Consider the following 22526-nt stretch of genomic DNA (forward strand, 5'->3'; position numbering starts at 1 on the left):
CAAGAGACATCCATGGCTCGCAAGACCCTCGTCACCAACTGGGTCCACCCCGAGGTGCTAGATCTGCTTTCCACCCGCGGTGCGGTAGAGGCCAACACCACCCGCGAGCCGTGGCCGCGCGCGGAACTCCTGCGCCGCGCGCGCGACGCCGACGCCATCCTGGCCTTCATGACGGACCACGTGGATGGCGCCTTCCTCGAAGCCTGCCCGGATCTGAAGGTCGTCGCCTGCGCCCTGAAGGGAGCAGACAATTTCGACATGGAGGCGTGCCGGGCGCGCGGCGTCGACGTGACCATCGTGCCCGACCTGCTCACCGCGCCCACCGCAGAACTCGCCGTCGGCCTCATGATCGCCCTCGGCCGCAATCTGCTCGCCGGCGACCGGCTGATCCGCCAGCACCCGTTCGCCGGCTGGCGGCCGGTACTCTACGGCATGGGGCTCGATGGGGCGGAGGTGGGCATCGTGGGCATGGGTGCCGTGGGCCAGGCCATCGCCCACCGCGTGCGGCCATTCCGCTGCCGCATCTCCTATTGCGACGCGCACCCGCTTTCTCCCGCCGCGGAGGATGCGCAGGGGCTCCTGCGGCGCGATCTGGCAGAGTTGCTGGCACGCAGTGACTATCTGGTGTTGGCGCTGCCATTGAACGCGGAGTCGCGCCACCTGATCGATGCGGCGGCGATCGCGGCCATGAAGCCGGGCGCGCTCCTCATCAACCCCGCCCGCGGATCGCTGGTGGACGAGGCGGCGGTCGCCAACGCCCTAGAGGCGAACCATCTCGGCGGGTATGCGGCCGACGTGTTCGAGACGGAGGACTGGGCCCGGCCTGATCGGCCCGCCGGCGTCGAGCCGCGACTGCTCTCTCATGCCCGCACGGTTCTGACCCCCCACATTGGCTCGGCGGTCGACAGCGTGCGGCGGGACATCGCCCTCGCCGCCGCTCGCAACATCCTGCGCCATCTGGACGGATTGCAGCGGGAGCCACCTTCGCACGATCGCTCTGCCGCCTGACACGGCCCGTCGGTGGCCATCAAGCAATACCAGCGCGACAGCAGCCTTCAAAGCATCATCATGACCAATGCGGAAATTGCGATCGCATCTTCAATCACCTCTTCAGCCGGGCCTTGCGCGAGGTGCGCGAAACCTCGAGCCCGTGATGTGCGTCGCCGTTGCGCGGCGTTGCCGCGCGATGACGGGTGGCGCTGCGATATGTGATGTCTCCGCGCCGCCCGCCATCGGTCATACCCTGCCATGCCGATCCTGCGCGGTGATGGGATTCATGCCGTAGCTTCATGCTCGAACGCCTGCTTTCCCTTGTCGGCCCAGAGCGCCAACGCCTTGTCGCGTTCATCGCTTTGGAGCTTGTCGGCCGCCCAGAGCAGGGCGCCGTAGATGATGGCGCGATCATCGCAGGTCAGGTCCACGATCCCGGCTTTGACGACGAGACCGCCGAGTTCGATCAGATGCCGCGTGCGTTGGCGGCGTTCGACCTGCCAGGTTCGCATATCATGCCGCGCTCGTGCTGCCTGATGCCGGTTGCGCACCGTCCGGTTGCGGTTGAGCGCCGCCCGCGTCGCGGTCAGATGCCGATGCAGATCGCCGCGCCCGGCTTTGAAAGAACGCGGCCCCGCGCTTGGCCCACGCCTCCCTCTTTCCGGCGTCCTTGGTTTCGGCCAGCACGATCAGCGCGCCCGCCAGTTCGTCGACGGTGAGCGCGTCGGCTCCGGTCAAGATCACCAGTTCGCCGAGTTGCTGCACCTTGCGCGTTTTAAGTTCCCGCGCCTTGTCCTCCAGCGCCTTCAGTTCAGCGCCATAGTCCCGTGGTTTCCGCATCGTCGTCTCCATAAGCAATGGATGGAGCGATGATAGTTTCGTGTCGGCCGGAATGCTGTAAGGTTGCCGGGACGGCCTGGAACGGCGCGGACCGTCCCGAGAAATTCATTTCGAGGGCGCGCTTATACGTCGTTCCGACGTGCGCTTGGGAGCAGTATCTGGTCGGTCGCCATGGCGATCTACCATTTCTCCGTTCAGGTCATCGGACGCGCGGCGGGCCGCAGCGTGGTGGCTGCCGCCGCCTACCGCTCGGCCTCGCGGTTGCGCGACGACCGGCTGGGCCGCGATCAGGACTTTTCCGCCAAGCGCGGCGTCGTCCATTCCGAGGTCATGCTGCCGGAGAACGCACCGGAGGAATGGAACGACCGCGAAAAGCTTTGGAACGATGTCGAGGCGTTCGAGAAAAGGAAGGACGCCCAGCTTTGCCGCGAGGTGGAGTTCGCCCTTCCGCGTGAGATGACGGAGCGCCAAGGCGTCGAACTGGCCCGCGATTTTGCCCAAGCCGAATTTGTCGATCAGGGCATGATCGCCGATGTGAACGTGCATTGGGATATCGGCGAAGACGGAATGCCGAAACCCCATGCCCATGTCATGCTGACCATGCGCAGCGTGGACGACAACGGGTTCGGCCAGAAGGTGCGGGAGTGGAACCGCACCGAGCTGGTCGAACGTTGGCGCGAACGCTGGGCCGATCACGTCAACGAGCGTCTTGCCGAACTCGACATCGACGCGCGGATCGACCACCGCAGCCTTGAGGCGCAGGGCATCGGTCTTGAGCCGCAGACCAAGATCGGCGCACCGGCGCAGCGCATCGAGGCTACCGGGATCGAGGCCGACCGCGCCGAGGATCACCGGCGCATCGCCCGCGAGAACGGCGCGCGCATCATCCAGAACCCGAACATCGCCCTGGACGCGATCACCCAGCAGCAATCGACCTTTACACGGCGCGACATGGCGATGTTCGCGCACCGGCACAGCGATGGCATCGACCAGTTCAACGAGGTCATGGGCGCGATGCGCGGCGCGCCCGATCTTGTCGAACTCGGCAAGGACGATGTTGGGCAGGACCGCTTCACCAGCCGCGGCATGATCGAGGCCGAACAGCGCCTGCATCGCGCCACCGCGATGATGGCCGAGCGCGAACGCCATGAGGTGAATGACAGGGGCCGAGAAGCCGCGTTGGCGCGCGCGGCGGATCGCGGGCTGACCCTTTCCGGCGAGCAGACCGAGGCGCTGGCGCATGTCACGGACGGGCGCGACCTTGGGATTGTCGTCGGCTATGCCGGGACGGGGAAGAGCGCGATGCTGGGTGTGGCGCGCGAAGCCTGGGAAGCGGCGGGCTATGAGGTTCGCGGCGCGGCGCTCTCCGGCATCGCCGCCGAGAGTCTGGAAGGCGGATCGGGCATCGCCTCGCGCACCATCGCCAGCCTGGAGCATCGCTGGTCGCAGGGCCGCGACATGCTCACCAGCCGCGACGTGCTTGTCATCGACGAGGCCGGGATGGTCGGCACGCGGCAGTTGGAGCGCGTGCTGTCCCATGCCGCCGAGGCCGGCGCGAAGGTGGTGCTGGTCGGCGATCCGGAACAGCTTCAATCCATCGAGGCGGGCGCGGCGTTCCGCTCGATCCACGAACGCCACGGCGGCGCGGAGATCAGCGAGGTTCGCCGCCAGCATGAGGACTGGCAGCGTGAGGCGACCCGCGACCTCGCCAGCGGCCGGACGGGCGAAGCCCTGAACGCCTACCGCGCCCGCGACATGGTGCATGAGGCTGGAACGCGGGAAGAAGCGCGGCGTGACCTGATCGACCGCTGGGACCGTGACCGGCAGGCCAGCCCAGACGCAACCCGTATCATCCTCACCCACACCAATGCTGACGTGCGGGAATTGAACGAGGCGGCCCGCGAACGGGTGCGCGATGCAGGCGAGCTTGGCGCGGATGTGCATATCGCCGCCGAACGCGGCGTGCGGAATTTCGCCACCGGCGACCGCATTATGTTCCTGCAAAACGAGCGCAGCCTTGGCGTGAAGAACGGCACGCTCGGCACCATTGAGCAGGTCAGCGGGCAGAGCATGACCGTCCGCGCCGACGATGGGCGCAATGTCACGTTCGACCTGAAGGGCTACAACAAGATCGACCACGGCTATGCCGCCACGATCCACAAGGCGCAGGGCATGACCGTGGACCGCGCCCATGTGCTGGCGACGCCCGGCATGGACCGCCATGGCAGCTATGTCGCCCTGTCAAGACACCGCGACGGCATGGACCTGCATTACGGCCACGACGACTTCGCCAGCCGGGACCGGCTTATCAACACCCTGTCGCGCGACCGCGCCAAGGACATGGCAGCGGATTACCAGCGGATCGACCCGGCCCAGGATTACGCCGAGCGGCGCGGCATCACCTTCCGCGAGCACGTCGAGCGTGTTGTGGAGATCGCCCGCCGAGTTCCCGAGAAGGTGCGCGGCATCTTCGACGACTTGCGCCTGCCCGCCGCAGACGGACAGGGGCCGGAAAGGAAGGTGGAGGAAGACCCGGAGGCGGCGTTACGCCGGGCGCGTGGGCGGGCGCTCGTCCGTCATGCCCGCGCCGTCGATGCGATCTTCGCGGCGCAGGATCAGGGCGGCGAGGCCAGACCTGATCAGGTCAGGGAATTGCAGGAGGCGCGCCAGCGGTTCGAGGAGGTGCGCCCCCACGGCTCGCATGACGCCGAAGCGGCCTACAAGAAAAACCCGCAGCTTGCGGCGGAGGCGGCGTCAGGTGACGCCCGGCGCGCGATCCACGCCCTGCAACTGGAAACCGAGTTGCGCACCGATCCCGGCCTGCGAGCCGACCGTTTCGTGGAGCGCTGGCAGAAACTCCACCGGGCCAGCGACCAACGCTATGCGGCGGGCGACTATGCAGGTCACAGGGCGGCGCGGGCGGCGATGGGGAACATGGCGCAGAGCCTCGAACGCGACCCGCAGATGGAATCCCTGCTCGCCAACCGCAAACGCGAACTCGGCATCTCATTCGATTCGGGAATGGGCGTCGCCCGTGACCTCACCCTCACGTTCGGGCTTGGCCGGGGCCGGGGTCTCGGGCTGTAAACCGTCCTATTTACCGCCCCCTCTGCGCCACGGCCCTACGACGGCTAAATCCCTATTGCACAACAATAAACCCTTGCCTTTGCCTCTCCTGGCAGTCCCACGAAAAGCCAGCAGGAGGCAGCCCAGCCATGCGCCAGCCAGATCGTATCATCCGCATGAACACCGTCCGCGACCGCACCGGCCTGTCCCGGTCCACCATCTACCGCAAGATCGCCGAGGGTACGTTCCCGCCCCAGATCAAGATCAGCATCAACGGCGCGGGCTGGCGGGAATCCGACATCGACCGTTGGGTCGCCAACCCCGTGGCGTGGCGGCCCGGAAGCGGGCGCGGCCGCGATGGCGTCTGATCGCGGAGCGCGCTCCCGCGCCCGGCGCGTCAGGCCGCCCACAGCGTCGGAGCAGCTTGAGGCGCTGCTGGGATACCATGTTCCCATGGGCCGACCGCCCAAACACGACCTGTCCATCTGGACCGTCACCGACGATTGGCCGCGCCCCGTTCCGGTCACAGAGGCTGAGATCGAGGTGTTCGAGCAATGGTTCGGCGACCTGTTCGATGAACTATTCTGTTCCGGCGGCTGATGCTTCAGGCGTCGAAATCGACGTTGAAATCTGCCCTCCGACAGACTACTTGTAGTCACAAGTGTCTACATATGTGAGGGCGCAACATGCTGACCATCAACCTCAGAGACGCCAAGGCTGGATTTTCGAGCCTGGTCGATGAAGCCGTCAAAGGAGAAATCGTGACCATCACCCGTCATGGCAAACCCGTTGCGGCCCTGGTCTCGGTTGAGGCGGCGGAGATCGCGCGCAAAGCGCTCGAACGTAAACGGGCGGGCCTTGTCAGTTATCTCAGGACGTTCCCAGGCGGAGAGTTCCCGCGCAACCGCAAACCATCGCGGGATGTCGAGCTTTGAGCGGCTTCCTTCTCGACACCAACGTCGTCTCCATGCTCGCGCCGTCGAAGGCGGAAGCATCCACTGACTTCCTCACCTGGCTGGACCGTATGGACGCCGATGGTCGGCTATTTCTGTCGGTCGTTTCTATCCACGAGATCGAGAAGGGAATCGCGCTCCTCGACCACAAGGGGGCGACGACGAAAGCCGCGAGCCTGCAAGCATGGCTCAGTGGTCTCGTCTCCACATACGATGACAAGATCATTGGCTTCGACGCGCAGGCCGCCGCAATCGGCGGGCGGCTGGAGGCGAAGGCGCTTGCGGCCGGTCACGACCCCGGAATGGCCGATGCCGTGATTGCCGGTATCGCCGCAGCGCATGAACTCGTCATCGTCACCCGAAACACGAAGCATTTCCTTCCGTTCGGCGTCGCCGTGTTGTCGCCTGACGAGGCGGCTGCACAAGGAGGCCCGGCATGACCGCTTCCACAATCCCTCTGCGTGCCGCCCTTTATCTTCGGGTTTCGACGGCGCGGCAGGCCGAGCATGACGTTTCCATCCCCGACCAGAAGCGGCAGGGCGAAGCCTACTGCGCCTCACGCGGCTATCAGCTTGTCGAAACCTATGTGGAGCCAGGCGCATCCGCCACCAACGACCGCCGCCCCGAGTTCCAGCGCATGATCGAGGCGGGGACCAGCAAGCCCGCGCCATTCGATGTCGTCGTAGTCCATTCGTTCAGCCGCTTCTTCCGCGATCACTTCGAACTGGAGTTCTATGTCCGCAAGCTGGCGAAGAACGGCGTCAAGCTGGTTTCGATCACTCAGGAAATGGGGGACGACCCCATGCACGTCATGATGCGCCAGATCATGGCTTTGTTCGATGAATACCAGTCGAAGGAAAACGCCAAGCACGTCATGCGCGCCTTAAAGGAGAACGCCCGGCAAGGCTTCTGGAACGGCGCGCTCCCACCTATCGGCTACCGGGTTGTCGCCGCCGAGCAGCGCGGGGCCAAGGTCAAGAAGAAGCTCGAAATCGATCCGCTGCACGCCGACACGGTACGGCTGATCTATCGGCTTGCGCTGGAAGGTGACGGCACCACCGGCCAGATGGGCGTCAAGAACATCGTCTCCTATCTCAACAGCCGCCGCATCTTCACCCGCGACGGCGGGCGCTGGGGCATCGGTCAGGTTCACCGCATCCTGACCCGTCGCACCTATATGGGCGAGCATGAGTTCAACAAGCGCAGCAAGACCAAGGAACTGAAACCCGTCAGCGAGATCGTCACGGTTCCGGTGCCGCCGATCATCGACCGCGAGACGTTCGACACCGTGCAGGCGCTCTTGAAGGCCCGCAACCCCAAGCTCATCCCTTCCGCCGTTATCAGCGGCCCGACCATGCTCACCGGCCTGATCCACTGCGCCAAGTGCGGCGGCGCCATGACCATCCGCACCGGCAAGGGCGGGCGTTATCGTTACTATGCCTGCTCCATGAAGGCGCGGCAGGGACCGACCGCCTGCGAGGGCATGGCTGTGCCGATGGACAAGCTGGACAATCTTGTCGCCGATCACCTTGAAAGCCAGCTTCTCCAGCCCGAGCGGTTGGAAGCCATCCTCGCCAGTGTTCTCGACCGCAGGCAGGAGCAATCCCAGCGCCGCCGCGAGCACATCGCCGAACTGAACAAGCGTGCTACCGAATCGGAACTGCGCCTGAAACGCCTCTACGATGCCATTGAGGCGGGCGTGGCCGACATCGACGATCCGGCGCTCAAGGACCGCATCGACGGCCTCAAGGCCATCCGCGATCAGGCCAAGGCCGACGCCGAGCGCGCCCAGGCCATGCTCGACAGCTCCGGCTCCAAGGCCGTCACCCCGCAAATGGTCCGCACCTTCGCCAAGACAGCCCGCCAGCGCATCCGCCTCGAAGGCGGCGGCTACCGCCGCGACCACCTGCGCGCGCTAGCCCAGCGTGTCGAGGTCGCGGACGGCGAGGTTCGGATCATGGGATCGAAGACCCAGCTGCTTCAGGCGCTGGTGTCGGGCGGCGGCGTAAGCGCAGTGCCCACTCAGGGACTGAAGTGGCGGAGAGGGGGGGATTCGAACCCCCGATACGGTTGCCCGTATGCCGCATTTCGAGTGCGGTGCATTCGACCACTCTGCCACCTCTCCGCAGAGCCGGCGCCGGAGGAGGTCCGCGAGGGATCCGTGGGCGCCGGTGGCGTGGTTCTGCGCTTCTAGCGGACGTTGGCGCGAAGGACAAGCGGTCGCGCAAAGGTCCGGCGTGGAGACACGAACCGATCTTCACGGCCGGGACGGGGAGCCACCGCCCGGGCTGCCGGAGCCCAACGACGCCATGGGGTGCCGCGCCGCCCCTCACACCGCCTTCAGGTGCCGCAGCGGCCGGCCCGACGATATGCCCTGGGCGGCGGCGATGATGGCGGCGGTGTCTAGGCCGTAATGGGCGTAGAGGTCGGCCAGCGTTCCGGTCTGGCCGAAATGCTCCACCCCCAGCGCCCGCACCCGGTGGCCGGCCACCGCGCCGAGCCAACCCAGCGTCGCGGGATGCCCGTCGATGACGGTGACGAGCCCGCAATGGCGCGGCAAGGGCGACAGCAGCCGCTCCACATGGCTCTGCGCCCCGGCAAAGCCGCGCTCGCGGGCGCGGGCGGCAGCGGTCCAGCCAGCGTTGAGGCGATCGGCGGAGGTGACGGCGAGGAGCCCCACGTCGCGCCGGTCCTCGGCGATGAGGGCCACCGCATCGATGGCCTCGGGCGTCACCGCGCCCTGCACGGCGATCACCACGTCGCAATTGGGGCCGGGCTCGCGCAGCCAATAGGCGCCATCCACGATGGCGCGCTTCTGCGCATCGCTGAAGACGCGCTTCGGCTGCTCCAGCGGGCGGGTGGAGAGGCGGAAATAGACCGAGCCGCCGGTCTCGTCGCGCAGCCAGTTGCGCTCGTCGGCGGCGCCTTCGCCGTCCCGCTGCACATAGTCGAACGCGAATTCCATCAGCACCGCCAGCTCGTCCACGAAGGCCGGCTCGAAGGCGGCGAGGCCATCCTGCGCCATGCCGATGAGCGGAGTGGCGATGGACTGATGCGCCCCGCCCTCGGGGGCGAGGGTGATGCCGGAGGGCGTCGCGACGAGGATGAAGCGGGCATCCTGGTAGCAGGCATAGTTCAGCGCATCGAGCCCGCGGCAGATGAAGGGGTCATAGAGCGTGCCCACCGGGACAAGGCGGGCGCCGAACAGGGAATGGGAAAGGCCGAAGGCGGAGAGCGTCAGGAACAGGTTCATCTCGGCGATGCCGAGTTCCATGTGCTGGCCCTTGGGCGAGAACTCCCAGGCGAAGGTGGAGGGGATGCGCTCGCGCCGGAACACGTCGGCCAGCGCCTCATGGGCGAACAGGCCGCGCCGGTTCACCCACGGCCCGAGATTGGTGGAGACGGTCACATCCGGCGAGGTGGTGACGATGCGGTCCGCAAGCGGGCTCTCGCCCTTGGCGAGGTCCTGCAGGATGAGGCCGAAGCCGGCCTGGGTGGAAATGCTGGGATTGGGCGGCGGGGCGAGCGCCGGCACCTTGAGCGCCGGGTCGGCATAGCGGCGCGGGCCGCCCTGCGCGAAGGGCACGCGATCAAGGAAGGCGCGCAGCTCGCCTTCCGGGCGCTTCAGCCCCTCGAAGGGCTCCCACTCGCGGCCAGAGCCCACGTTCATGGACGCGCGCAGCGCCTCCATCTGGGTCGGGGTCATAAGGCCGGCGTGGTTGTCCTTGTGGCCGGCCAGCGGCAGGCCGAAGCCCTTCACCGTGTAGCAGAGGAAGGCCACCGGCCGGTCGTGATCGATGGCATCGAAGGCGGCGATGAGGGAGGCGATGTCGTGGCCGCCGAGATTGGTCATGAGCGCGGAGAGCTCGGCGTCCGAGCGGCGGGCGATGAGGGCGGAGACCTCGCCCTGGTCGCCGAGGTCGTCCATCAGGCGCTTGCGCCAGGCAGCACCGCCCTGGAAGGTGAGCGCGGAATATTCGGCGTTGGGGCAGGTGTCGATCCAACGCTTCAGCGCCTCCCCGCCCGGCTCGGCGAAGGCGGCCTGCTGCAGGGTGCCGTACTTCAAGACGACCACCTGCCAGCCCATGGCCTCGAAGATCCCGGTGAAGCGCTCGTAGAGGCCTTCGCGCACCACGCCGTCGAGGCTCTGGCGGTTGTAGTCGATGATCCACCAGGTGTTGCGCACCTCGTGCTTCCAGCCCTCCAGAAGCGCCTCGAAGACGTTGCCTTCGTCCAGTTCCGCATCGCCCACGAGGGCGATCATTCGCCCCTTGGGGCGGCCGCCGGCGAGGCCGTGGGCGTGGACGTAATCCTGCGCGAGGCTGGCGAACAACGTCTGCGCGACGCCGAGGCCCACCGAGCCGGTGGAGAAGTCCACGTCATCGGCATCCTTGGTGCGCGAAGGGTAGGACTGCGCGCCCTTGAAGCCGCGGAAATTCTCCAGCCGCTCCCGGCTCTGGCGGCCGAACAGATACTGGATGGCGTGGAAGATGGGGCTGGCGTGGGGCTTCACCGCCACCCGGTCCTCGGGGCGCAGCACATGGAAATAGAGCGCGCACATGATGGCGGCCAGCGAAGCCGAGGAGGCCTGGTGGCCGCCGACCTTCAGGCCGTCGGTGCCGGGCCGCAGGTGATTGGCGCTGTGGATCATCCAGCTCGCCAGCCACAGCACCTTCTTCTCCAGCTCGGCCAAAACCGCGAGATCGGCGGCCGAAGGCGGGGCGAGCGGGGGCCGGGGGGCGGGAGCGGCGGAACGGGGGGAGGCCATAGCGTTTCCTCGGCGCGTTGATATTCGGCGGTTTCTTCTTCAGCCGGCGGGCCGGGAGCACCCGCGGCAACCCGATTGTAGCGTGGGCGGAGCGGCGTTTCCGGTCGAATCGGCCTTACCTTGCCACGACCTGAGCCATAAAATGCCGCGCAACGCAGCCAACGGAGCAGGATCATGCGCCTCGACGCCATCGACCGGAAGATCCTCGCCGTCCTGCAGGCGGATGGGCGCAAGAGCATCGCGGAACTGTCCGGCGAGGTGGGGCTTTCCCCCTCGCCGTGCCTGCGGCGGGTGAAGGCGCTGGAGGAGGCGGGGCTTATCTCGCGCTATGCGGCGGTGCTGGACCAGCGCAAGGCCGGCCTGCCGGTGAGCGTGTTCGTCTCCATCAAGCTGGAGCGCCAGCAGGAGGAGGCACTGGATGCGTTCTCCGCCGCCATACGGGGCTGGCCGGAGGTGCTGGAATGCTATCTGATGACCGGCCCGCGCGATTACCTTTTACGGGTGGTGGCGGCCGATCTCGACGCCTATGAGCGCTTCCTGAAGGAAAAGCTCACGCGGCTCGACGGCATCGCCTCCATCGAAAGCTCCTTCGCGCTGGAACAGGTGAAATATTCCCACGTCCTGCCGCTGCCGTGACGGCCGGATGCGCAAGGAGGAAGCGATGGCCATACGCGTCGGCATCGGCGGCTGGACGTTCGAGCCGTGGCGCGGCGTCTTCTATCCGGAAGGCCTGCCCCACGCGAAGGAGCTGCCCCACGCGGCTTCCCTGCTGAAGACCATCGAGATCAACGGCACCTTCTATCGCACGCCCTCCGCCAAATCCTGCGCCGACTGGGCGCGGCAGGTGCCGGACGGCTTCGTGTTCGCGCTCAAGGCGACGCGCTACGTCACCCAGCGCCGCGTGCTGGCGGAGGCGGGGGAGAGCGTCGGCAAGTTCATCACCAGCGGCATCGTCGAGATGGGCGACCGGCTCGGCCCCATCAACTGGCAGTTCGCGGCGACGAAAGCCTTCGATCCGGACGACATGGCCGCCTTCATGGCGCTGCTGCCGAAGGCACACGAAGGCGTCGCCCTGCGCCACGCGCTGGAGGTGCGGCACCCCTCCTTCGTCGTGCCCGAATTCGTCGAGCTGGCACGGAAGCACGGCGTCGCCATCGTCTTCGCCGATCATGAGACCTATCCTGCCATCGCCGACCTGACGGCGGACTTCACCTATGCCCGCCTCCAGCAGACCGCCGAGGAGATCGAGACCGGCTATAAGGCCGCCGACCTCGCGCGCTGGGCCAAGGCAGCGAAAGACTGGGAGATCGGCAAGGTGCCCGAGGGCCTGCCGCAGGCGGGGACGCCAGCCAAGGCCGCGAAGGGCAAGAAGGCCGACACGCGCGATGTCTTCCTCTACCTCATCGGCGGTGCGAAAGTGCGCAACCCGGCGGGCGCCATCGCCCTGCAGCGGGAGGTGGACGGCAGGTGAACAGCCGTTGACCTCAATCAACGCCAGGCGTGTGCGCTGCGGTAAAGTGTTGACACAGAGACGGTTCCCGACGCCCCGCGGGAGTGCCATTCTCGATCGGCATCGCGGGGGCGTGCCAGCCCCCTGAAGGTGTCCTCATGAAGCGCTCCCTTGCCATCCTCGCCGTCATCGTCGCCCTCGCGGCCGCAGGCGGCGCCGGGGCGTGGTATCTCGCGCACCGCAGCCGCGCTCTGCCCCCCGGATTCGCCGAAGGCAACGGGCGCATCGAGGCCACCGAGGTTGACGTGGCCACCAAGGCCGCCGGCCGCCTGCTGGACGTGCTCGCCGAGGAAGGCGACTTCATCAAGCAGGGGCAGGTCATCGCGCACATCGACGTCTCGGACCTCGAGGCGGCCCTTCGCACGGCGGACGCGCAGGCGGCGCAGGCGCGCCAGTCCCGCGACACCGCCTTCCATGTGGTGGAGCAGCGCAAGGGCGAGCTGGACCTCGCCACCAAGGAGCTGGAGCGGCAGGAGACGCTGGTCGCCAAGGGCTTCGCCACCGAGCAGAAGGTGGACCAGTATCGCACCACCAAGCTCACCGCCGCCGCCGCGCTCGCCGCCGCCCAGTCGAGCCTTGCGGCGAGCGAGAGCGCCATCCGCGCGGCGGAAGCCGAGGTGGACCGCCTGAAGCGCCTCGTGGCCGACGGCACCCTCATCGCCCCCAAGTCCGGCCGGGTCATCTACCGGCTCGCGGAGCCGGGCGAGGTGCTGGGCGCGGGCGGCAAGGTGCTGACCTTCATCGACCTCTCCGACGTCTACATGACCATCTTCCTGCCCGCCGCCGACGCCGGACGCATCGGGGTCGGCACGCCGGCGCGCCTGCTGCTGGAGCCCCTGCCCGACCGGGCGGTGCCGGCCGCCGTCTCCTTCGTGTCGGCCCGCGCCCAGTTCACCCCCAAGCAGGTGGAGACCCAGCGCGAGCGCGACCGCATGATGTTCCGCGTCAAGCTCCGCGTCGCCCGGCCGCTGGTGGAGAAGTATCTGGAGCAGGTAAAGACCGGCGTCACCGGCGTCGGCTATGTGCGGCTCGATCCCGCCGCCCAATGGCCCGCCTGGCTCGATTCCGACCTCGTGCAGGAATTCGGCGAGCCCGGAAAGGACGCCGGAGCGAAGGATACGGGAGCAAAGAAGTGAGCGAGGCCGCTCCGGCGGCACGCCCGGACGCCGTCCGGCTCTCCGGCATCCGCCACGCCTATGGCCGGACGCAGGCGGTGGACGGGGTGGACCTCGCCATCGAGGAAGGTTCCGCCGTCGCCCTCGTCGGGCCGGACGGGGTGGGCAAGTCCACTCTCCTCGGCCTCATCGCCGGGGCAAAGCGCATCCAAAAGGGCGGGGTCGAGGTGCTGGGCGCGGACTTCGCGTCGCGCAAGGCGCGGGAAGAAGCCCAGCCGCGCATCGCCTTCATGCCGCAGGGGCTGGGGCGCAACCTCTATCCCAACCTCTCGGTGGCCGAGAACATTGCCTTCTTCGCCCGCCTGTTCGGCGAGGATGCGGCGACCAAGGGTGCCCGCGTCGCCCCGCTGCTCGCCGCCACCGGGCTCGACCCCTTCGCCGACCGGCTCATGCGCAAGCTCTCGGGCGGCATGAAGCAGAAGCTCGGCCTGTGCTGCGCGCTGGTGCATGACCCTGACCTGCTGCTGCTGGACGAGCCGACTACCGGCGTCGATCCCCTCTCCCGCCGCCAGTTCTGGGACTTCGTCGACACCATCCGCGCCGACCGGCCGCACCTGACCCTCCTCGTCGCCACTGCCGACATGGAGGAGGCCGCCCGCTTCGGCCGCGTGGTGCTCATGGACCAGGGCCGCATCCTCGCCGACGGCAGCCCGGCCGAGCACCTGGCCCGCACCGGCCAGCCGACGCTGGAGCGCGCCTTCATCGCTTTGCTCCCAGAAGGCCAGCGCGGCGACGGCGAAGCCGCGCTCCCGGTGGCGGCCATCCCGGCCGATGCGCCGGTGGCCATCGAATCCCGCGGCCTCACCCGTCGCTTCGGCGATTTCGTGGCGGTGGACGATGTGAGCTTCACCATCCGCCGCGGCGAGATCTTCGGCTTCCTCGGCTCCAACGGCTGCGGCAAGTCCACCACCATGAAGATGCTCACCGGCCTTCTGCCGGCGAGTTCCGGCGAGGCGCTCCTGTTCGGCGTGCCGGTGGACCCGAAGGACATCGAGACCCGCCGCCGCGTCGGCTACATGTCGCAGGCCTTCTCGCTCTATGGCGAGCTCACCGTGCGGCAGAATCTGGAGCTGCACGCCCGCCTGTTCTCCCTGCCCGAGGAAGCGGCGGCCAAGCGCATCGCCGATCTCGTCGCCACCTTCGACTTGAAGGACCATTTCGACGCCCTTTCGGACGGCCTGCCCCTCGGCGTGCGCCAGCGCCTGTCGCTGGCGGTGGCGGTGCTGCACGAGCCGGAGGTGCTGATCCTCGACGAGCCCACCTCCGGCGTCGATCCGGTGGCCCGGGACGGTTTCTGGGACCATCTCCAGCGGCTGTCGCGGGACGAGGGCGTCACCATCTTCGTCTCCACCCATTTCATGGGCGAGGCGGAGCGCTGCGACCGCATCTCCTTCATGCATGCCGGCCGCGTCATCGCCACCGGCACGCCGCAGGCCCTGAAAGAGGCGCAGCACGCAACGAGCCTGGAAGAGGCGTTCGTCGCCTATATGGAGATGGGTGGCCGCGCCGCGGGCACCGAGGCCCGCCTGCCCCCGCCCCTGCCACGGCCCGCCGGGCGGCCCTCCGCCTTCTCCCCCCGCCGCCTCGCCGCCTATGCCTGGCGCGAGACGCTGGAGCTGAAGCGCGATCCGGTGCGCCTCGCCTTCGCGCTGCTCGGCACGGCCTTCCTGATGATCATCTTCGGCTACGGCATCACGCTGGACGTGGACCGCCTGCGCTTCGCCGTGCTCGACCGCGACCAGACGCCGGAAAGCCGCGCCTATATCGACGGCTTCGCCCACTCCACCTATTTCCGCATCCAGCCGCCGCTGACCTCGCCCGACGACCTCGACCGGCGGCTGAAATCCAACGCCATCGCCTTCGCCATAGAGCTGCCGCCGAGCTTCGGTGCCGATCTGCGCTCCGGCCGGCAGACGGAGGTGCTCGTGACCATCGACGGCGCCATGCCGTTCCGCGCCGAGACCATCAAAGGCTATGTGGAGGCGGTACACACCCTCTTCCTCGCCGATGCGGCGCAGGCGGCCGGGCGCGCCTATTCCGCCTTCGCGGGGCTGGAGATGCGCTACCGCTACAACCAGTCCTTCCGCAGCCTCGACGCCATGGTGCCGGCCAACATCGCGCTGATGCTCATCTTCATCCCGGCCATCCTCACCGCGCTCGGGGTGGTGACGGAGAAGGAGCTGGGCTCCATCACCAATCTCTACGTCACCCCGGTGACGAAGCTGGAATTCCTGCTCGGCAAGCAGGCGCCCTATGTGGGGGTGGCGCTGTTCAATTTCGTCGTCATGGTGCTGATGGCGCTGTTCCTGTTCGGGGTGCCGCTGAAGGGCTCGTTCCTGGGCCTGGCGCTCGGGGCCTTCGCCTATGTGCTGGCGACGACCGCCATCGGGCTCGTCTCCTCCACCCTCACCAACACCCAGGTGGCGGCGCTGTTCGGCACGGCCATCGGCACCATGATGCCCGCGACGCAATTCTCCGGCATGCTTCAGCCGGTGACCTCGCTGGAGGGCGGGGGATGGGTGCTCGGCACCTTCTTTCCCACCACCTATTTCATGCGGGTGAGCGTGGGCGCCTTCACCAAGGGGCTGAGCTTCACCGAGCTGCTGCCTTTCATCATGGCCACCGCCGCCTTCTGGCCGGCGCTACTCGCCATCGCCTTCCTCATCCTTCGCAAGCAGGAGACCTGACATGGCCGCGCCTGCTCCCTCCGCGAAAGCCGCCCCCCGGCGCCTGCCCCTCGGCAACGTGCGCTGGCTGGTGGGCAAGGAACTGCTCGGCCTGTGGCGCGACCGCGCCCTGCTCGTGCTGGTGGTCTACGCCTTCACCCTCGCCATCGTGCTGCAGGCGAATGGCATGAAGCACGATCTCAACCGCGCCGCCGTGGCGGTGGTGGACGAGGACAATTCCGCCCTTTCCAACGCCATCCTCGACGCGCTGCTGCCGCCCTCCTTCCAGCGCCCGGTGCCCATCGCCCCGCAGGACGTGGACCCGATGATGGACGCGGCGCGCTACACCTTCGTGCTGAATTTCCCGCCAAACTTCCAGGCGGACGTGCTGGCCGGCCGCAGCCCCGAGGTGCAGCTGCTCATCGACGCCACGGCGCTGATGCAGGCCGGGCTCGGCGCCAACGACATCTCCGCCATCTTCCAGACCGAGGTGAACCGCTTCGTGCTGCGCCATTCCGAAGGGGTGGCGAGCCCGGTCAATCTCCAGATCCGCGCCGCCTTCAACCAGGGGCTGGAATCCTCCTGGTTCACCGGCACCATGGGCCTCATCACCAACATCACCATGCTGTCGGTGCTGCTCGCCGGCGCCGCGCTGATCCGCGAGCGCGAGCACGGCACGCTGGAGCATCTGCTCGTGCTGCCGGTGCGGCCGTCCGAGATCATGCTGGCGAAGGTGGTGGCGAACGGGGCGGTGATCCTCGTCGCCACCCTCGTCAGCCTCGTCGCGGTGCTGAAATGGGTGCTGGGCGTGTCCATCGCGGGCTCGATCCCGCTGTTCCTTGCGGGGGCCGCGCTCTATCTGTTCTTCACCGCGTCGCTGGGCATCTTCCTCGGCACGCTGGCCGGCTCCATGCCGCAGTTCGGCCTGCTGTTCTTCCTCGTGGTGCTGCCCATGAACATGCTGTCGGGCGGGTTCACGCCGCTGGAAAGCATGCCGCAATGGCTGCAGGTGACCATGCAGGCCTCGCCCTCCACCCAGTTCGTGGCCTTTGCGCAGGCCATCCTCTATCGCGGGGCGGGGCTGGAGACGGTATGGCCGCGTTTCGCCGCCACCTTCGGCATCGGCGCTTTGTTCTTCGCCGTGGCGCTGGCCCGCTTCCGCACCTTCCTCGCCGCGCAGCAGTGAGGGAAGCCGCCCTTGCCGGCCCGTCATCCCCCGGCTCGTCCGGGGGATCCACGCCTCCACTCGTCCTGTCCCCGGCAATCCGGGCACCGTGGCGCACCACGGTGGATCGCCCGCACAAGGCGGGCGATGACAAAGGGAAGAACAGCGAGGAATCGGTTTGTTTCGGCTCAGGCGCCGCGCGGGCTTGGGTTGCCTTCGCTCAAGCGCCGCGCGGGCTTCAGATGTAGTCCACGAAGGAGGCGAGCTGCTCCTGGGAGAGGTCGCGCATCTGGGCGAGGGTGTAGGTGTCGAGCACCGTGCCGATGGCGTCGCGCACCCGCACCATGAGCAGGCGCACCTCGCAGGTGGCGATGTCGCAATCCTCGCACGGCTCGTAGGCGTTGCGGCTGGCGCAGGGGAAGGGTGCCAGCGGACCGTCGAGGGCGCGGATCATTTCGCCGACGATGATGTCGTCCGCGGGCTTGGCCAGCCGGTAGCCGCCGAGCTTGCCCTTCTTGGACGACAGGAAGCCGGCGTTGCGCAGCTCGCCCAGGATCACGTCGAGGAATTTCTTCGGGATCTGGTTGGTCTCGGCGATATCCGCCACCTGCGTGGAGCCGCCAGGCGGCAGACGCGCCAGGTGGACCGCCGCCTTGAGACCGTATTTTCCCTTTTTCGTCAGCATGGAGCGCCCTCTTTCGGGCTTATGGGGACATAGCGCGACGCCGTCAACGGCGACCGAGTGAAATTTCGCGCGGCATCACTGGGGGCCGGAGGCATCCTTCAGCTCATAGCGGCTCATCAGCGGCGCCTGGGCGATGGCGAAGGCGAAGGTCAGCGGCAGGTAGCCGAAGGTCTTGAAGGTGACCCAGGTGTCGGTCGAGACCGACCGCCACACGATCTCGTTGAGCACCGCCATGACCAAGAAGAAGATGCCCCAGCGGATGGTGAGCTTGCGCCAGCCCTCCTCGGTGAGCTTCACCATCCCGTCGAAGACGTAGGGCAGGAGCGGTTTCTTGAAGTAGAGCCCGCCCAGCAGCAGCACGCCGAATAGGGCATTCACCATGGTCGGCTTCAGCTTGATGAAGTGGTCGTCCTGCAGCCAAAGCGTCAGGCCGCCGAACACCATCACCACCAGCGCCGACACCAGCGGCATCACCGCGATGCGCCGCGCCAGCACCCACATGGCGCCGAGCGCCAGCAGCGTCGCCACCATGAAGACGCCGGTCGCCACATAGATGCCGCCGCGCCCGTTGGCGATGAAGAACAGCACCAGCGGGCCGATCTCCAGGCCGATCTTGAGCCACGGGCTCATCTTGCGGGGGGCGGACGCGGGCACTGGGGCTTGTGATTGGGTCATTCAGGCGGGCCGGCAGGAGAAAAATACCGCCGGGCCCGGTGGTTCAGCCGGAACGGCGCGACGTCCCCCATGTGGCGCGTGTCGGGCCAACAATCAAGCGGGGCGCGGGTTCAGCGCAGCGGACCGAGGCACGCGACCAGTTCCGGCCCCTCCTTCGGCACCCGCGCCTGCAGCCGGGCGGCGAGCCGCTGGACGCCGGCGGTGGGGTTGCCGGCGTCGCGCCGGTGCGGATTGGGCAGCATCACCGCCAGCAGCGCCGCCTGCCGGGCATCCACCTGGGCGGCCGGGATGCCGAAGGCACGCCGGGCCCCCGCCTCCACGCCGAATTCCCCGTTCGGGCCCCATTCGGCGATGTTGAGATAGATCTCGATCAGCCGCCTTTTGCTCACCACTAGATCGAGCCAGATGGCGAGCGGCATCTCGATGGCCTTGCGGATGTAGTCCCGCCCCGGCCACAGGAACAGGTTCTTGGCGATCTGCATGGGGATGGTGGAGGCGCCGCGCGTGTCCTCCAGATCGTCCGCCTTCTCGATGGCCTCGCGCAGCTCGGCAATGTCGATGCCGATGTTGTGGCAGAAGCTCGCATCCTCCGAGGCGATGACAGTGCGCACCAGCGCCGGCGACATCTTCTCGATGGGCGTCCACACGCGCTCCACACGCTCGCCCGTGAGCCAGCGGCCGATCATCAGCGTCGAGACCGGATTGACGACGTTGTAGAGGACGGCGAGCAGCAGCGGGATGGCGGCGAGGACGAGCACCACCCGAAGCACCAGACGGATCATCCTCAGCCCTCCCCACCGCCATGCGGCTTGACCTTGCCCCCTGGTTGGGGCACCCGGTGGCCCCCGTCAACGGTGCGCCCCGCTTGGGCGTTCCCACCTTGCCCTTCTCAGCCACGCTAGGCCAAACGGTGACCTCTTCCCTCAAGGATCGGCTCGACGCCGCCGCCGCCATCACCGAAACCCGGCTCGCCGCCGCGCTCGGCGATGCGGCGCTGCCCGGCGAACGGCTGCGGCCGGAGCGCCTGATGGGCGCCATGCGCCACGGCGCGCTGGGCGGCGGCAAGCGGCTGCGGCCCTTCCTGGTGATCGAGGGGGCGGCCCTGTTCGGCCTCACGGCGGAAGCCGCCGTGACCACCGCCACCGCCATCGAGTGCGTGCACTGCTATTCCCTCGTCCATGACGACCTGCCGGCCATGGACGACGACGACCTGCGCCGCGGCCGGCCCACCGTCCACAAGGCCTATGACGAGGCGACCGCCATCCTCGCCGGCGACGGTCTGCTGACGCTCGCCTTCGACCTGCTGGCCGGCGAGGATGTCCATCCCGATCCGGCCGTGCGCATTGCGCTGGTGCGGGCGCTGGCCCGGGCGGCGGGCATCGGCGGCATGGTGGGCGGGCAGATGCTGGACCTCGCCGCCGAAGGGCGCTTTTCCGGCGGCACGCCCCTCGCTCACGGCGAGGACGCCATCCGCGACCTGCAGGCCATGAAGACCGGCGCCCTGCTCGCCGTCTCGGCCGAGGCGGGCGCGCTCCTCGGCGGCGCGGACGCGGGCCAGCGCGCGGCGCTCCTCGCCTATGGGCGGGCGCTGGGCGCGGCGTTCCAGATCGCCGACGACATCCTCGACGTGGAAGGCACGGCGGAAGAGGTGGGCAAGAAGGTGGGCAAGGATGCCGCCGCCGGCAAGGCGACGCTGGTCTCCCGCCTCGGCCTGCCGGAGGCGCGCCGGCTGCTGGACCGTCTCGTGGCGGAAGCGGCGGACGCCCTTGCCCCGTTCGGCGCGCGCGGCGAAATCCTCGCCGAAGCCGCCCGGTTCGTGGCCGCGCGGCGCAGCTGAGATCGTTTCGGGATGGGAGCGGCCGGCGAACCGGCCGCCTCCGCAGGCGTCCTCAGACCGCGAGGTCGCGCCGGTCCTCGACGGTGGAATCGGCGCGCATCCGGTAGACCATCGGCACGCCTGTGAGCACCTCGCGCTTCATGATGCCTTCGGGAGAAAGCTTCTCCAGCACCATTATGAGGGCGCGCAGCGAATTGCCGTGGGCGGTCACGATCGTGGTCTGGCCCCTCAGCACGCGCGGCAGGATCTCCTGATTGTAATAGGGCAGCGTGCGGGCCACCGTATCGCGCAGGCTCTCGCCGCCGGGCGGGGGGATGTCGTAGGAGCGGCGCCACACATGCACCTGCTCCTCGCCCCACTTGGCGCGGGCGTCGTCCTTGTTGAGGCCGGAGAGGTCGCCGTAGTCCCGCTCGTTCAGCGCCTGGCTGGCCAGCGTCTCCACGCCCTCCTGCCCCATCTCGCCGAGCACCAGCGACAGGGTGCGCTGGGCGCGGGAGAGGAGCGAGGTGAAGGCGACGTCGAACTTCAGGCCTTCGGCCTTCAGGAGCGCGCCCGCCCGCTTCGCCTCCGCGACGCCCTGCTCGGTGAGGTCGGGGTCACGCCAGCCGGTGAAAAGGTTCTTCAGGTTCCACTCGCTCTGCCCGTGACGGACGAGGACGAGGATGCGATCCGACATGGAAAAGTCTCCAGACACTCAGAAATCGGCGAGGCCGAGCACGTCGGCCATGGAATAGAGCCCCGGCTCCCGCTTGGTCTCTCCGCATTTCGTCCAACGGGCGGCGACAAGCGCGCCATTGGCGAAGAGCGCGCGGTCCTCGGCCTTGTGAACCAGCTCGATGCGCTCGGAGGTGCCGGCGAAGATCACCATGTGCTCGCCAACCACCGAGCCACCGCGCAGGCTGGCAAAGCCGATATTGCCCTTCACCCGCGGGCCGGTGATGCCGTCGCGGCCGCGCTCGGAGCAGTCGTCGAGCTTGCGATTGCGGCCCGCCGCCGCCGCCTCGCCCAGAAGCAGCGCGGTGCCCGAAGGGGCATCCACCTTCCGGTTGTGATGCATCTCCACGATCTCGATGTCGAAATCGTCGCCCAGTGTCGCCGCCACCCGGCGGGTCAAGGCGGCAAGGAGATTCACGCCGAGGCTCATGTTGCCGGACTTGACGATGACCGTGCGCAGCGCCGCATCGGCGATGGCGGCGTTGTCCTCGTTGGACAGGCCGGTGGTGCCGATGACATGGGCGATCCCGGCCTCGGCGAGGCGGCCGGCGAGGCGCACCGTCGCGGCGGGGGTGGAGAAGTCGATCACCACGTCGGCGCCGTTCAGCGAGGGCGCGACGTCGCTTTCGACGGTGACGCCGTTCGGGCCCGCACCCGCCATCAGGCCTGCATCCTCGCCGAGATGGGCGGAACCGGAATATTCCAGGGCGCCCACGAGCTTCAGCCCCTCGCTCTCGGAGATGGCGCGGATGAGGGTGCGGCCCATGCGGCCGCCGGCCCCGGCGATGACGATGCGCAGATCAGTCACGGGTGAGGTCCTTCGAATGGCCGCCCTCAGGCGGGTGGCAGCTCGTGCCCGGTATAGCCGGAGATGATCAGGAGGTCGGCGACCGATGCCTCCTGCCGGATCGCCCGCGCCTTCTGGTAGCCGGGAGAGAAGTAGCAGGCGCGCGCGGTCGCCAGGTCCTTGAACGCGGTGACGACATACCGCGAACGGCCACGGCCTTCCAGCAGGTGATTGCGCCCGCCGCGCACCAGGAACCAGGCGCCGTACTCGGCGAAGGGTTCCGCGGCGGCCGCGACGTAATCCTTGTAGCGGTCGGGGTCGGTCACATCGACCTTGGTCATCCAGTAGCCGCGCGGATGCTCCGGCGTGCCCTCGGGCGGCGGGGCCGGTGACAGCTGGGCGCCGTCGAAGCCTTCCACCGCGGCGAGGTCGGCAATGGCCGTGTTCCGGCGCAGATCGCGGATATTCTGGTAATCCGGCGCGCTGTAGAGGCTCAGCGCGTCGTCGTAGGATGGCAGTTCCACCAGCACGTTGCGATGGCGCTTGATGCCTTCCAGCTGCTCGAAGTCCCCGCCGCGGATGACGAAGCGCAAGTCGTGCGTCCGCGCATAAGCGAGGTTTGCCTCCCGGTAGGTGATGTAGTCCACCGGGTTGACCACATCCAGATTGAGGAACCAGTAGCCCTTCGCCATCGC

At 68.0% G+C, this 22526-nt stretch carries 21 protein-coding genes, 1 tRNA gene and 1 pseudogene; 13 read left to right on the forward strand and 10 right to left on the reverse strand.

Annotation, left to right across the window (positions count from 1 at the left end):
• The first annotated feature begins 12 nt into the window (after positions 1-12).
• On the forward strand, positions 13-1008 hold the full coding sequence (locus D7006_RS23425; RefSeq protein WP_063112041.1) for a phosphonate dehydrogenase: 996 nt from the start codon (positions 13-15) through the stop codon (positions 1006-1008).
• Between the two features lie 266 nt (positions 1009-1274).
• On the opposite strand, the gene D7006_RS23430 is transcribed toward D7006_RS23425, so the two are convergent.
• Entirely contained in the window at positions 1275-1502 is a 228-nt protein-coding gene (locus D7006_RS23430) for a conjugal transfer protein TraD (protein ID WP_063112040.1), read from the reverse strand.
• A 1-nt stretch (position 1503) separates the two neighbouring features.
• Positions 1504-1830, reverse strand: a complete 327-nt coding sequence (locus tag D7006_RS23435) for a conjugal transfer protein TraD (protein WP_197430434.1) — start codon at positions 1828-1830, stop codon at positions 1504-1506.
• A gap of 171 nt (positions 1831-2001) precedes the next feature.
• On the opposite strand from D7006_RS23435, the gene traA reads away from it, so the two are divergent.
• The 6 genes and pseudogenes from traA to D7006_RS23465 all read left to right on the forward strand — a co-directional run.
• Positions 2002-4917 carry a Ti-type conjugative transfer relaxase TraA gene (traA, locus tag D7006_RS23440; protein WP_063112038.1) on the forward strand — a complete coding sequence of 972 codons (2916 nt, stop codon included), beginning with the start codon at positions 2002-2004 and terminating at the stop codon, positions 4915-4917.
• A 128-nt stretch (positions 4918-5045) separates the two neighbouring features.
• Complete coding sequence (locus D7006_RS23445; protein WP_063112037.1) at positions 5046-5264, forward strand: AlpA family transcriptional regulator; 219 nt, start codon at positions 5046-5048, stop codon at positions 5262-5264.
• 85 nt (positions 5265-5349) lie between these two features.
• Positions 5350-5496: a hypothetical protein gene (locus D7006_RS23450; protein ID WP_229644492.1), complete on the forward strand. Its 147-nt coding sequence runs from the start codon at positions 5350-5352 to the stop codon at positions 5494-5496.
• A gap of 86 nt (positions 5497-5582) precedes the next feature.
• On the forward strand, positions 5583-5831 hold the full coding sequence (locus tag D7006_RS23455) for a type II toxin-antitoxin system Phd/YefM family antitoxin (protein WP_082772848.1): 249 nt from the start codon (positions 5583-5585) through the stop codon (positions 5829-5831).
• The gene (locus tag D7006_RS23460; protein WP_063112035.1) at positions 5828-6289 is read left to right on the forward strand and encodes a type II toxin-antitoxin system VapC family toxin; all 462 of its coding nucleotides are present in this window, start codon (positions 5828-5830) and stop codon (positions 6287-6289) included. The genes D7006_RS23455 and D7006_RS23460 overlap by 4 nt, the downstream gene beginning before the upstream one ends.
• Positions 6286-7914: pseudogene (locus tag D7006_RS23465) on the forward strand (recombinase family protein); the annotation flags it as partial. The gene D7006_RS23460 and the pseudogene D7006_RS23465, both read left to right, overlap by 4 nt.
• On the opposite strand, the gene D7006_RS23470 reads toward D7006_RS23465, so the two are convergent.
• Both D7006_RS23470 and D7006_RS23475 read right to left on the reverse strand, forming a co-directional pair.
• A tRNA-Ser gene (locus D7006_RS23470) sits at positions 7885-7974 on the reverse strand. The pseudogene D7006_RS23465 and the gene D7006_RS23470 overlap by 30 nt on opposite strands.
• Before the next feature lie 204 nt (positions 7975-8178).
• Positions 8179-10617: a transketolase gene (locus tag D7006_RS23475; protein WP_371744994.1), complete on the reverse strand. Its 2439-nt coding sequence runs from the start codon at positions 10615-10617 to the stop codon at positions 8179-8181.
• Positions 10618-10788: 171 nt separating this feature from the next.
• Between D7006_RS23475 and D7006_RS23480 the strand changes: the two genes are divergently transcribed.
• The 5 genes from D7006_RS23480 (at position 10789) to D7006_RS23500 (ending at position 17154) form a co-directional block, all read left to right on the forward strand.
• Positions 10789-11253, forward strand: coding sequence for an Lrp/AsnC family transcriptional regulator (locus D7006_RS23480; RefSeq protein ID WP_024281234.1), 465 nt, complete (start codon positions 10789-10791; stop codon positions 11251-11253).
• 25 nt (positions 11254-11278) lie between these two features.
• Positions 11279-12088 carry a DUF72 domain-containing protein gene (locus tag D7006_RS23485; RefSeq protein WP_237354763.1) on the forward strand — a complete coding sequence of 270 codons (810 nt, stop codon included), beginning with the start codon at positions 11279-11281 and terminating at the stop codon, positions 12086-12088.
• A gap of 137 nt (positions 12089-12225) precedes the next feature.
• The gene (locus tag D7006_RS23490) at positions 12226-13263 is read left to right on the forward strand and encodes an HlyD family secretion protein (RefSeq protein WP_169122069.1); all 1038 of its coding nucleotides are present in this window, start codon (positions 12226-12228) and stop codon (positions 13261-13263) included.
• Entirely contained in the window at positions 13260-15989 is a 2730-nt protein-coding gene (gene rbbA, locus D7006_RS23495; RefSeq protein WP_237354764.1) for a ribosome-associated ATPase/putative transporter RbbA, read from the forward strand. Before D7006_RS23490 ends, rbbA begins: the two co-directional genes overlap by 4 nt.
• A gap of 1 nt (position 15990) precedes the next feature.
• Entirely contained in the window at positions 15991-17154 is a 1164-nt protein-coding gene (locus tag D7006_RS23500; RefSeq protein WP_237354765.1) for an ABC transporter permease, read from the forward strand.
• A 217-nt stretch (positions 17155-17371) separates the two neighbouring features.
• Here the strand turns inward: D7006_RS23500 and D7006_RS23505 are convergent, their stop codons facing one another.
• The 3 genes from D7006_RS23505 to D7006_RS23515 all read right to left on the reverse strand — a co-directional run bounded on the left by D7006_RS23505 (position 17372) and on the right by D7006_RS23515 (position 19275).
• Positions 17372-17818, reverse strand: a complete 447-nt coding sequence (locus D7006_RS23505; RefSeq protein WP_169122072.1) for an Rrf2 family transcriptional regulator — start codon at positions 17816-17818, stop codon at positions 17372-17374.
• Between the two features lie 75 nt (positions 17819-17893).
• Entirely contained in the window at positions 17894-18493 is a 600-nt protein-coding gene (locus tag D7006_RS23510) for a septation protein A (protein WP_237354766.1), read from the reverse strand.
• A 110-nt stretch (positions 18494-18603) separates the two neighbouring features.
• Entirely contained in the window at positions 18604-19275 is a 672-nt protein-coding gene (locus D7006_RS23515; RefSeq protein ID WP_237354767.1) for a transglycosylase domain-containing protein, read from the reverse strand.
• Positions 19276-19403: 128 nt separating this feature from the next.
• On the opposite strand from D7006_RS23515, the gene D7006_RS23520 reads away from it, so the two are divergent.
• A complete protein-coding gene (locus D7006_RS23520) occupies positions 19404-20330 on the forward strand; it encodes a polyprenyl synthetase family protein (protein ID WP_237354768.1) in 927 nt (308 codons plus the stop codon).
• A 52-nt stretch (positions 20331-20382) separates the two neighbouring features.
• Here the strand turns inward: D7006_RS23520 and D7006_RS23525 are convergent, their stop codons facing one another.
• Genes D7006_RS23525 through D7006_RS25480 form a run of 3 tightly spaced genes read right to left on the reverse strand, consistent with a single transcriptional unit; the run spans position 20383 to position 22523 of the window.
• On the reverse strand, positions 20383-21006 hold the full coding sequence (locus tag D7006_RS23525) for a 2,3-bisphosphoglycerate-dependent phosphoglycerate mutase (RefSeq protein WP_169122075.1): 624 nt from the start codon (positions 21004-21006) through the stop codon (positions 20383-20385).
• 18 nt (positions 21007-21024) lie between these two features.
• Entirely contained in the window at positions 21025-21852 is an 828-nt protein-coding gene (gene dapB, locus D7006_RS23530; protein WP_237354769.1) for a 4-hydroxy-tetrahydrodipicolinate reductase, read from the reverse strand.
• A gap of 26 nt (positions 21853-21878) precedes the next feature.
• Positions 21879-22523, reverse strand: a complete 645-nt coding sequence (locus tag D7006_RS25480) for a DUF1330 domain-containing protein (RefSeq protein ID WP_371744996.1) — start codon at positions 22521-22523, stop codon at positions 21879-21881.
• Between the last annotated feature and the right edge of the window lie 3 nt (positions 22524-22526).

Origin of the sequence: Xanthobacter sp. YC-JY1 (assembly GCF_021730305.1) — a bacterium.
GTDB lineage: Bacteria > Pseudomonadota > Alphaproteobacteria > Rhizobiales > Xanthobacteraceae > Xanthobacter > Xanthobacter flavus.

Bases quoted from the DNA above. Each gene is read 5' to 3' on its own strand.
- D7006_RS23425 (WP_063112041.1), top strand. From the start codon at position 13: ATGGCTCGCAAGACCCTCGTCACCAACTGGGTCCACCCCGAGGTGCTA.
- D7006_RS23430 (WP_063112040.1), bottom strand. From the start codon at position 1,502: ATGCGAACCTGGCAGGTCGAACGCCGCCAACGCACGCGGCATCTGATC.
- D7006_RS23435 (WP_197430434.1), bottom strand. From the start codon at position 1,830: ATGCGGAAACCACGGGACTATGGCGCTGAACTGAAGGCGCTGGAGGAC.
- traA (WP_063112038.1), top strand. From the start codon at position 2,002: ATGGCGATCTACCATTTCTCCGTTCAGGTCATCGGACGCGCGGCGGGC.
- D7006_RS23445 (WP_063112037.1), top strand. From the start codon at position 5,046: ATGCGCCAGCCAGATCGTATCATCCGCATGAACACCGTCCGCGACCGC.
- D7006_RS23450 (WP_229644492.1), top strand. From the start codon at position 5,350: ATGGGCCGACCGCCCAAACACGACCTGTCCATCTGGACCGTCACCGAC.
- D7006_RS23455 (WP_082772848.1), top strand. From the start codon at position 5,583: ATGCTGACCATCAACCTCAGAGACGCCAAGGCTGGATTTTCGAGCCTG.
- D7006_RS23475 (WP_371744994.1), bottom strand. From the start codon at position 10,617: ATGGCCTCCCCCCGTTCCGCCGCTCCCGCCCCCCGGCCCCCGCTCGCC.
- D7006_RS23485 (WP_237354763.1), top strand. From the start codon at position 11,279: ATGGCCATACGCGTCGGCATCGGCGGCTGGACGTTCGAGCCGTGGCGC.
- D7006_RS23490 (WP_169122069.1), top strand. From the start codon at position 12,226: ATGAAGCGCTCCCTTGCCATCCTCGCCGTCATCGTCGCCCTCGCGGCC.
- D7006_RS23500 (WP_237354765.1), top strand. From the start codon at position 15,991: ATGGCCGCGCCTGCTCCCTCCGCGAAAGCCGCCCCCCGGCGCCTGCCC.
- D7006_RS23505 (WP_169122072.1), bottom strand. From the start codon at position 17,818: ATGCTGACGAAAAAGGGAAAATACGGTCTCAAGGCGGCGGTCCACCTG.
- D7006_RS23510 (WP_237354766.1), bottom strand. From the start codon at position 18,493: ATGACCCAATCACAAGCCCCAGTGCCCGCGTCCGCCCCCCGCAAGATG.
- D7006_RS23515 (WP_237354767.1), bottom strand. From the start codon at position 19,275: ATGATCCGTCTGGTGCTTCGGGTGGTGCTCGTCCTCGCCGCCATCCCG.
- D7006_RS23525 (WP_169122075.1), bottom strand. From the start codon at position 21,006: ATGTCGGATCGCATCCTCGTCCTCGTCCGTCACGGGCAGAGCGAGTGG.
- D7006_RS25480 (WP_371744996.1), bottom strand. From the start codon at position 22,523: ATGGCGAAGGGCTACTGGTTCCTCAATCTGGATGTGGTCAACCCGGTG.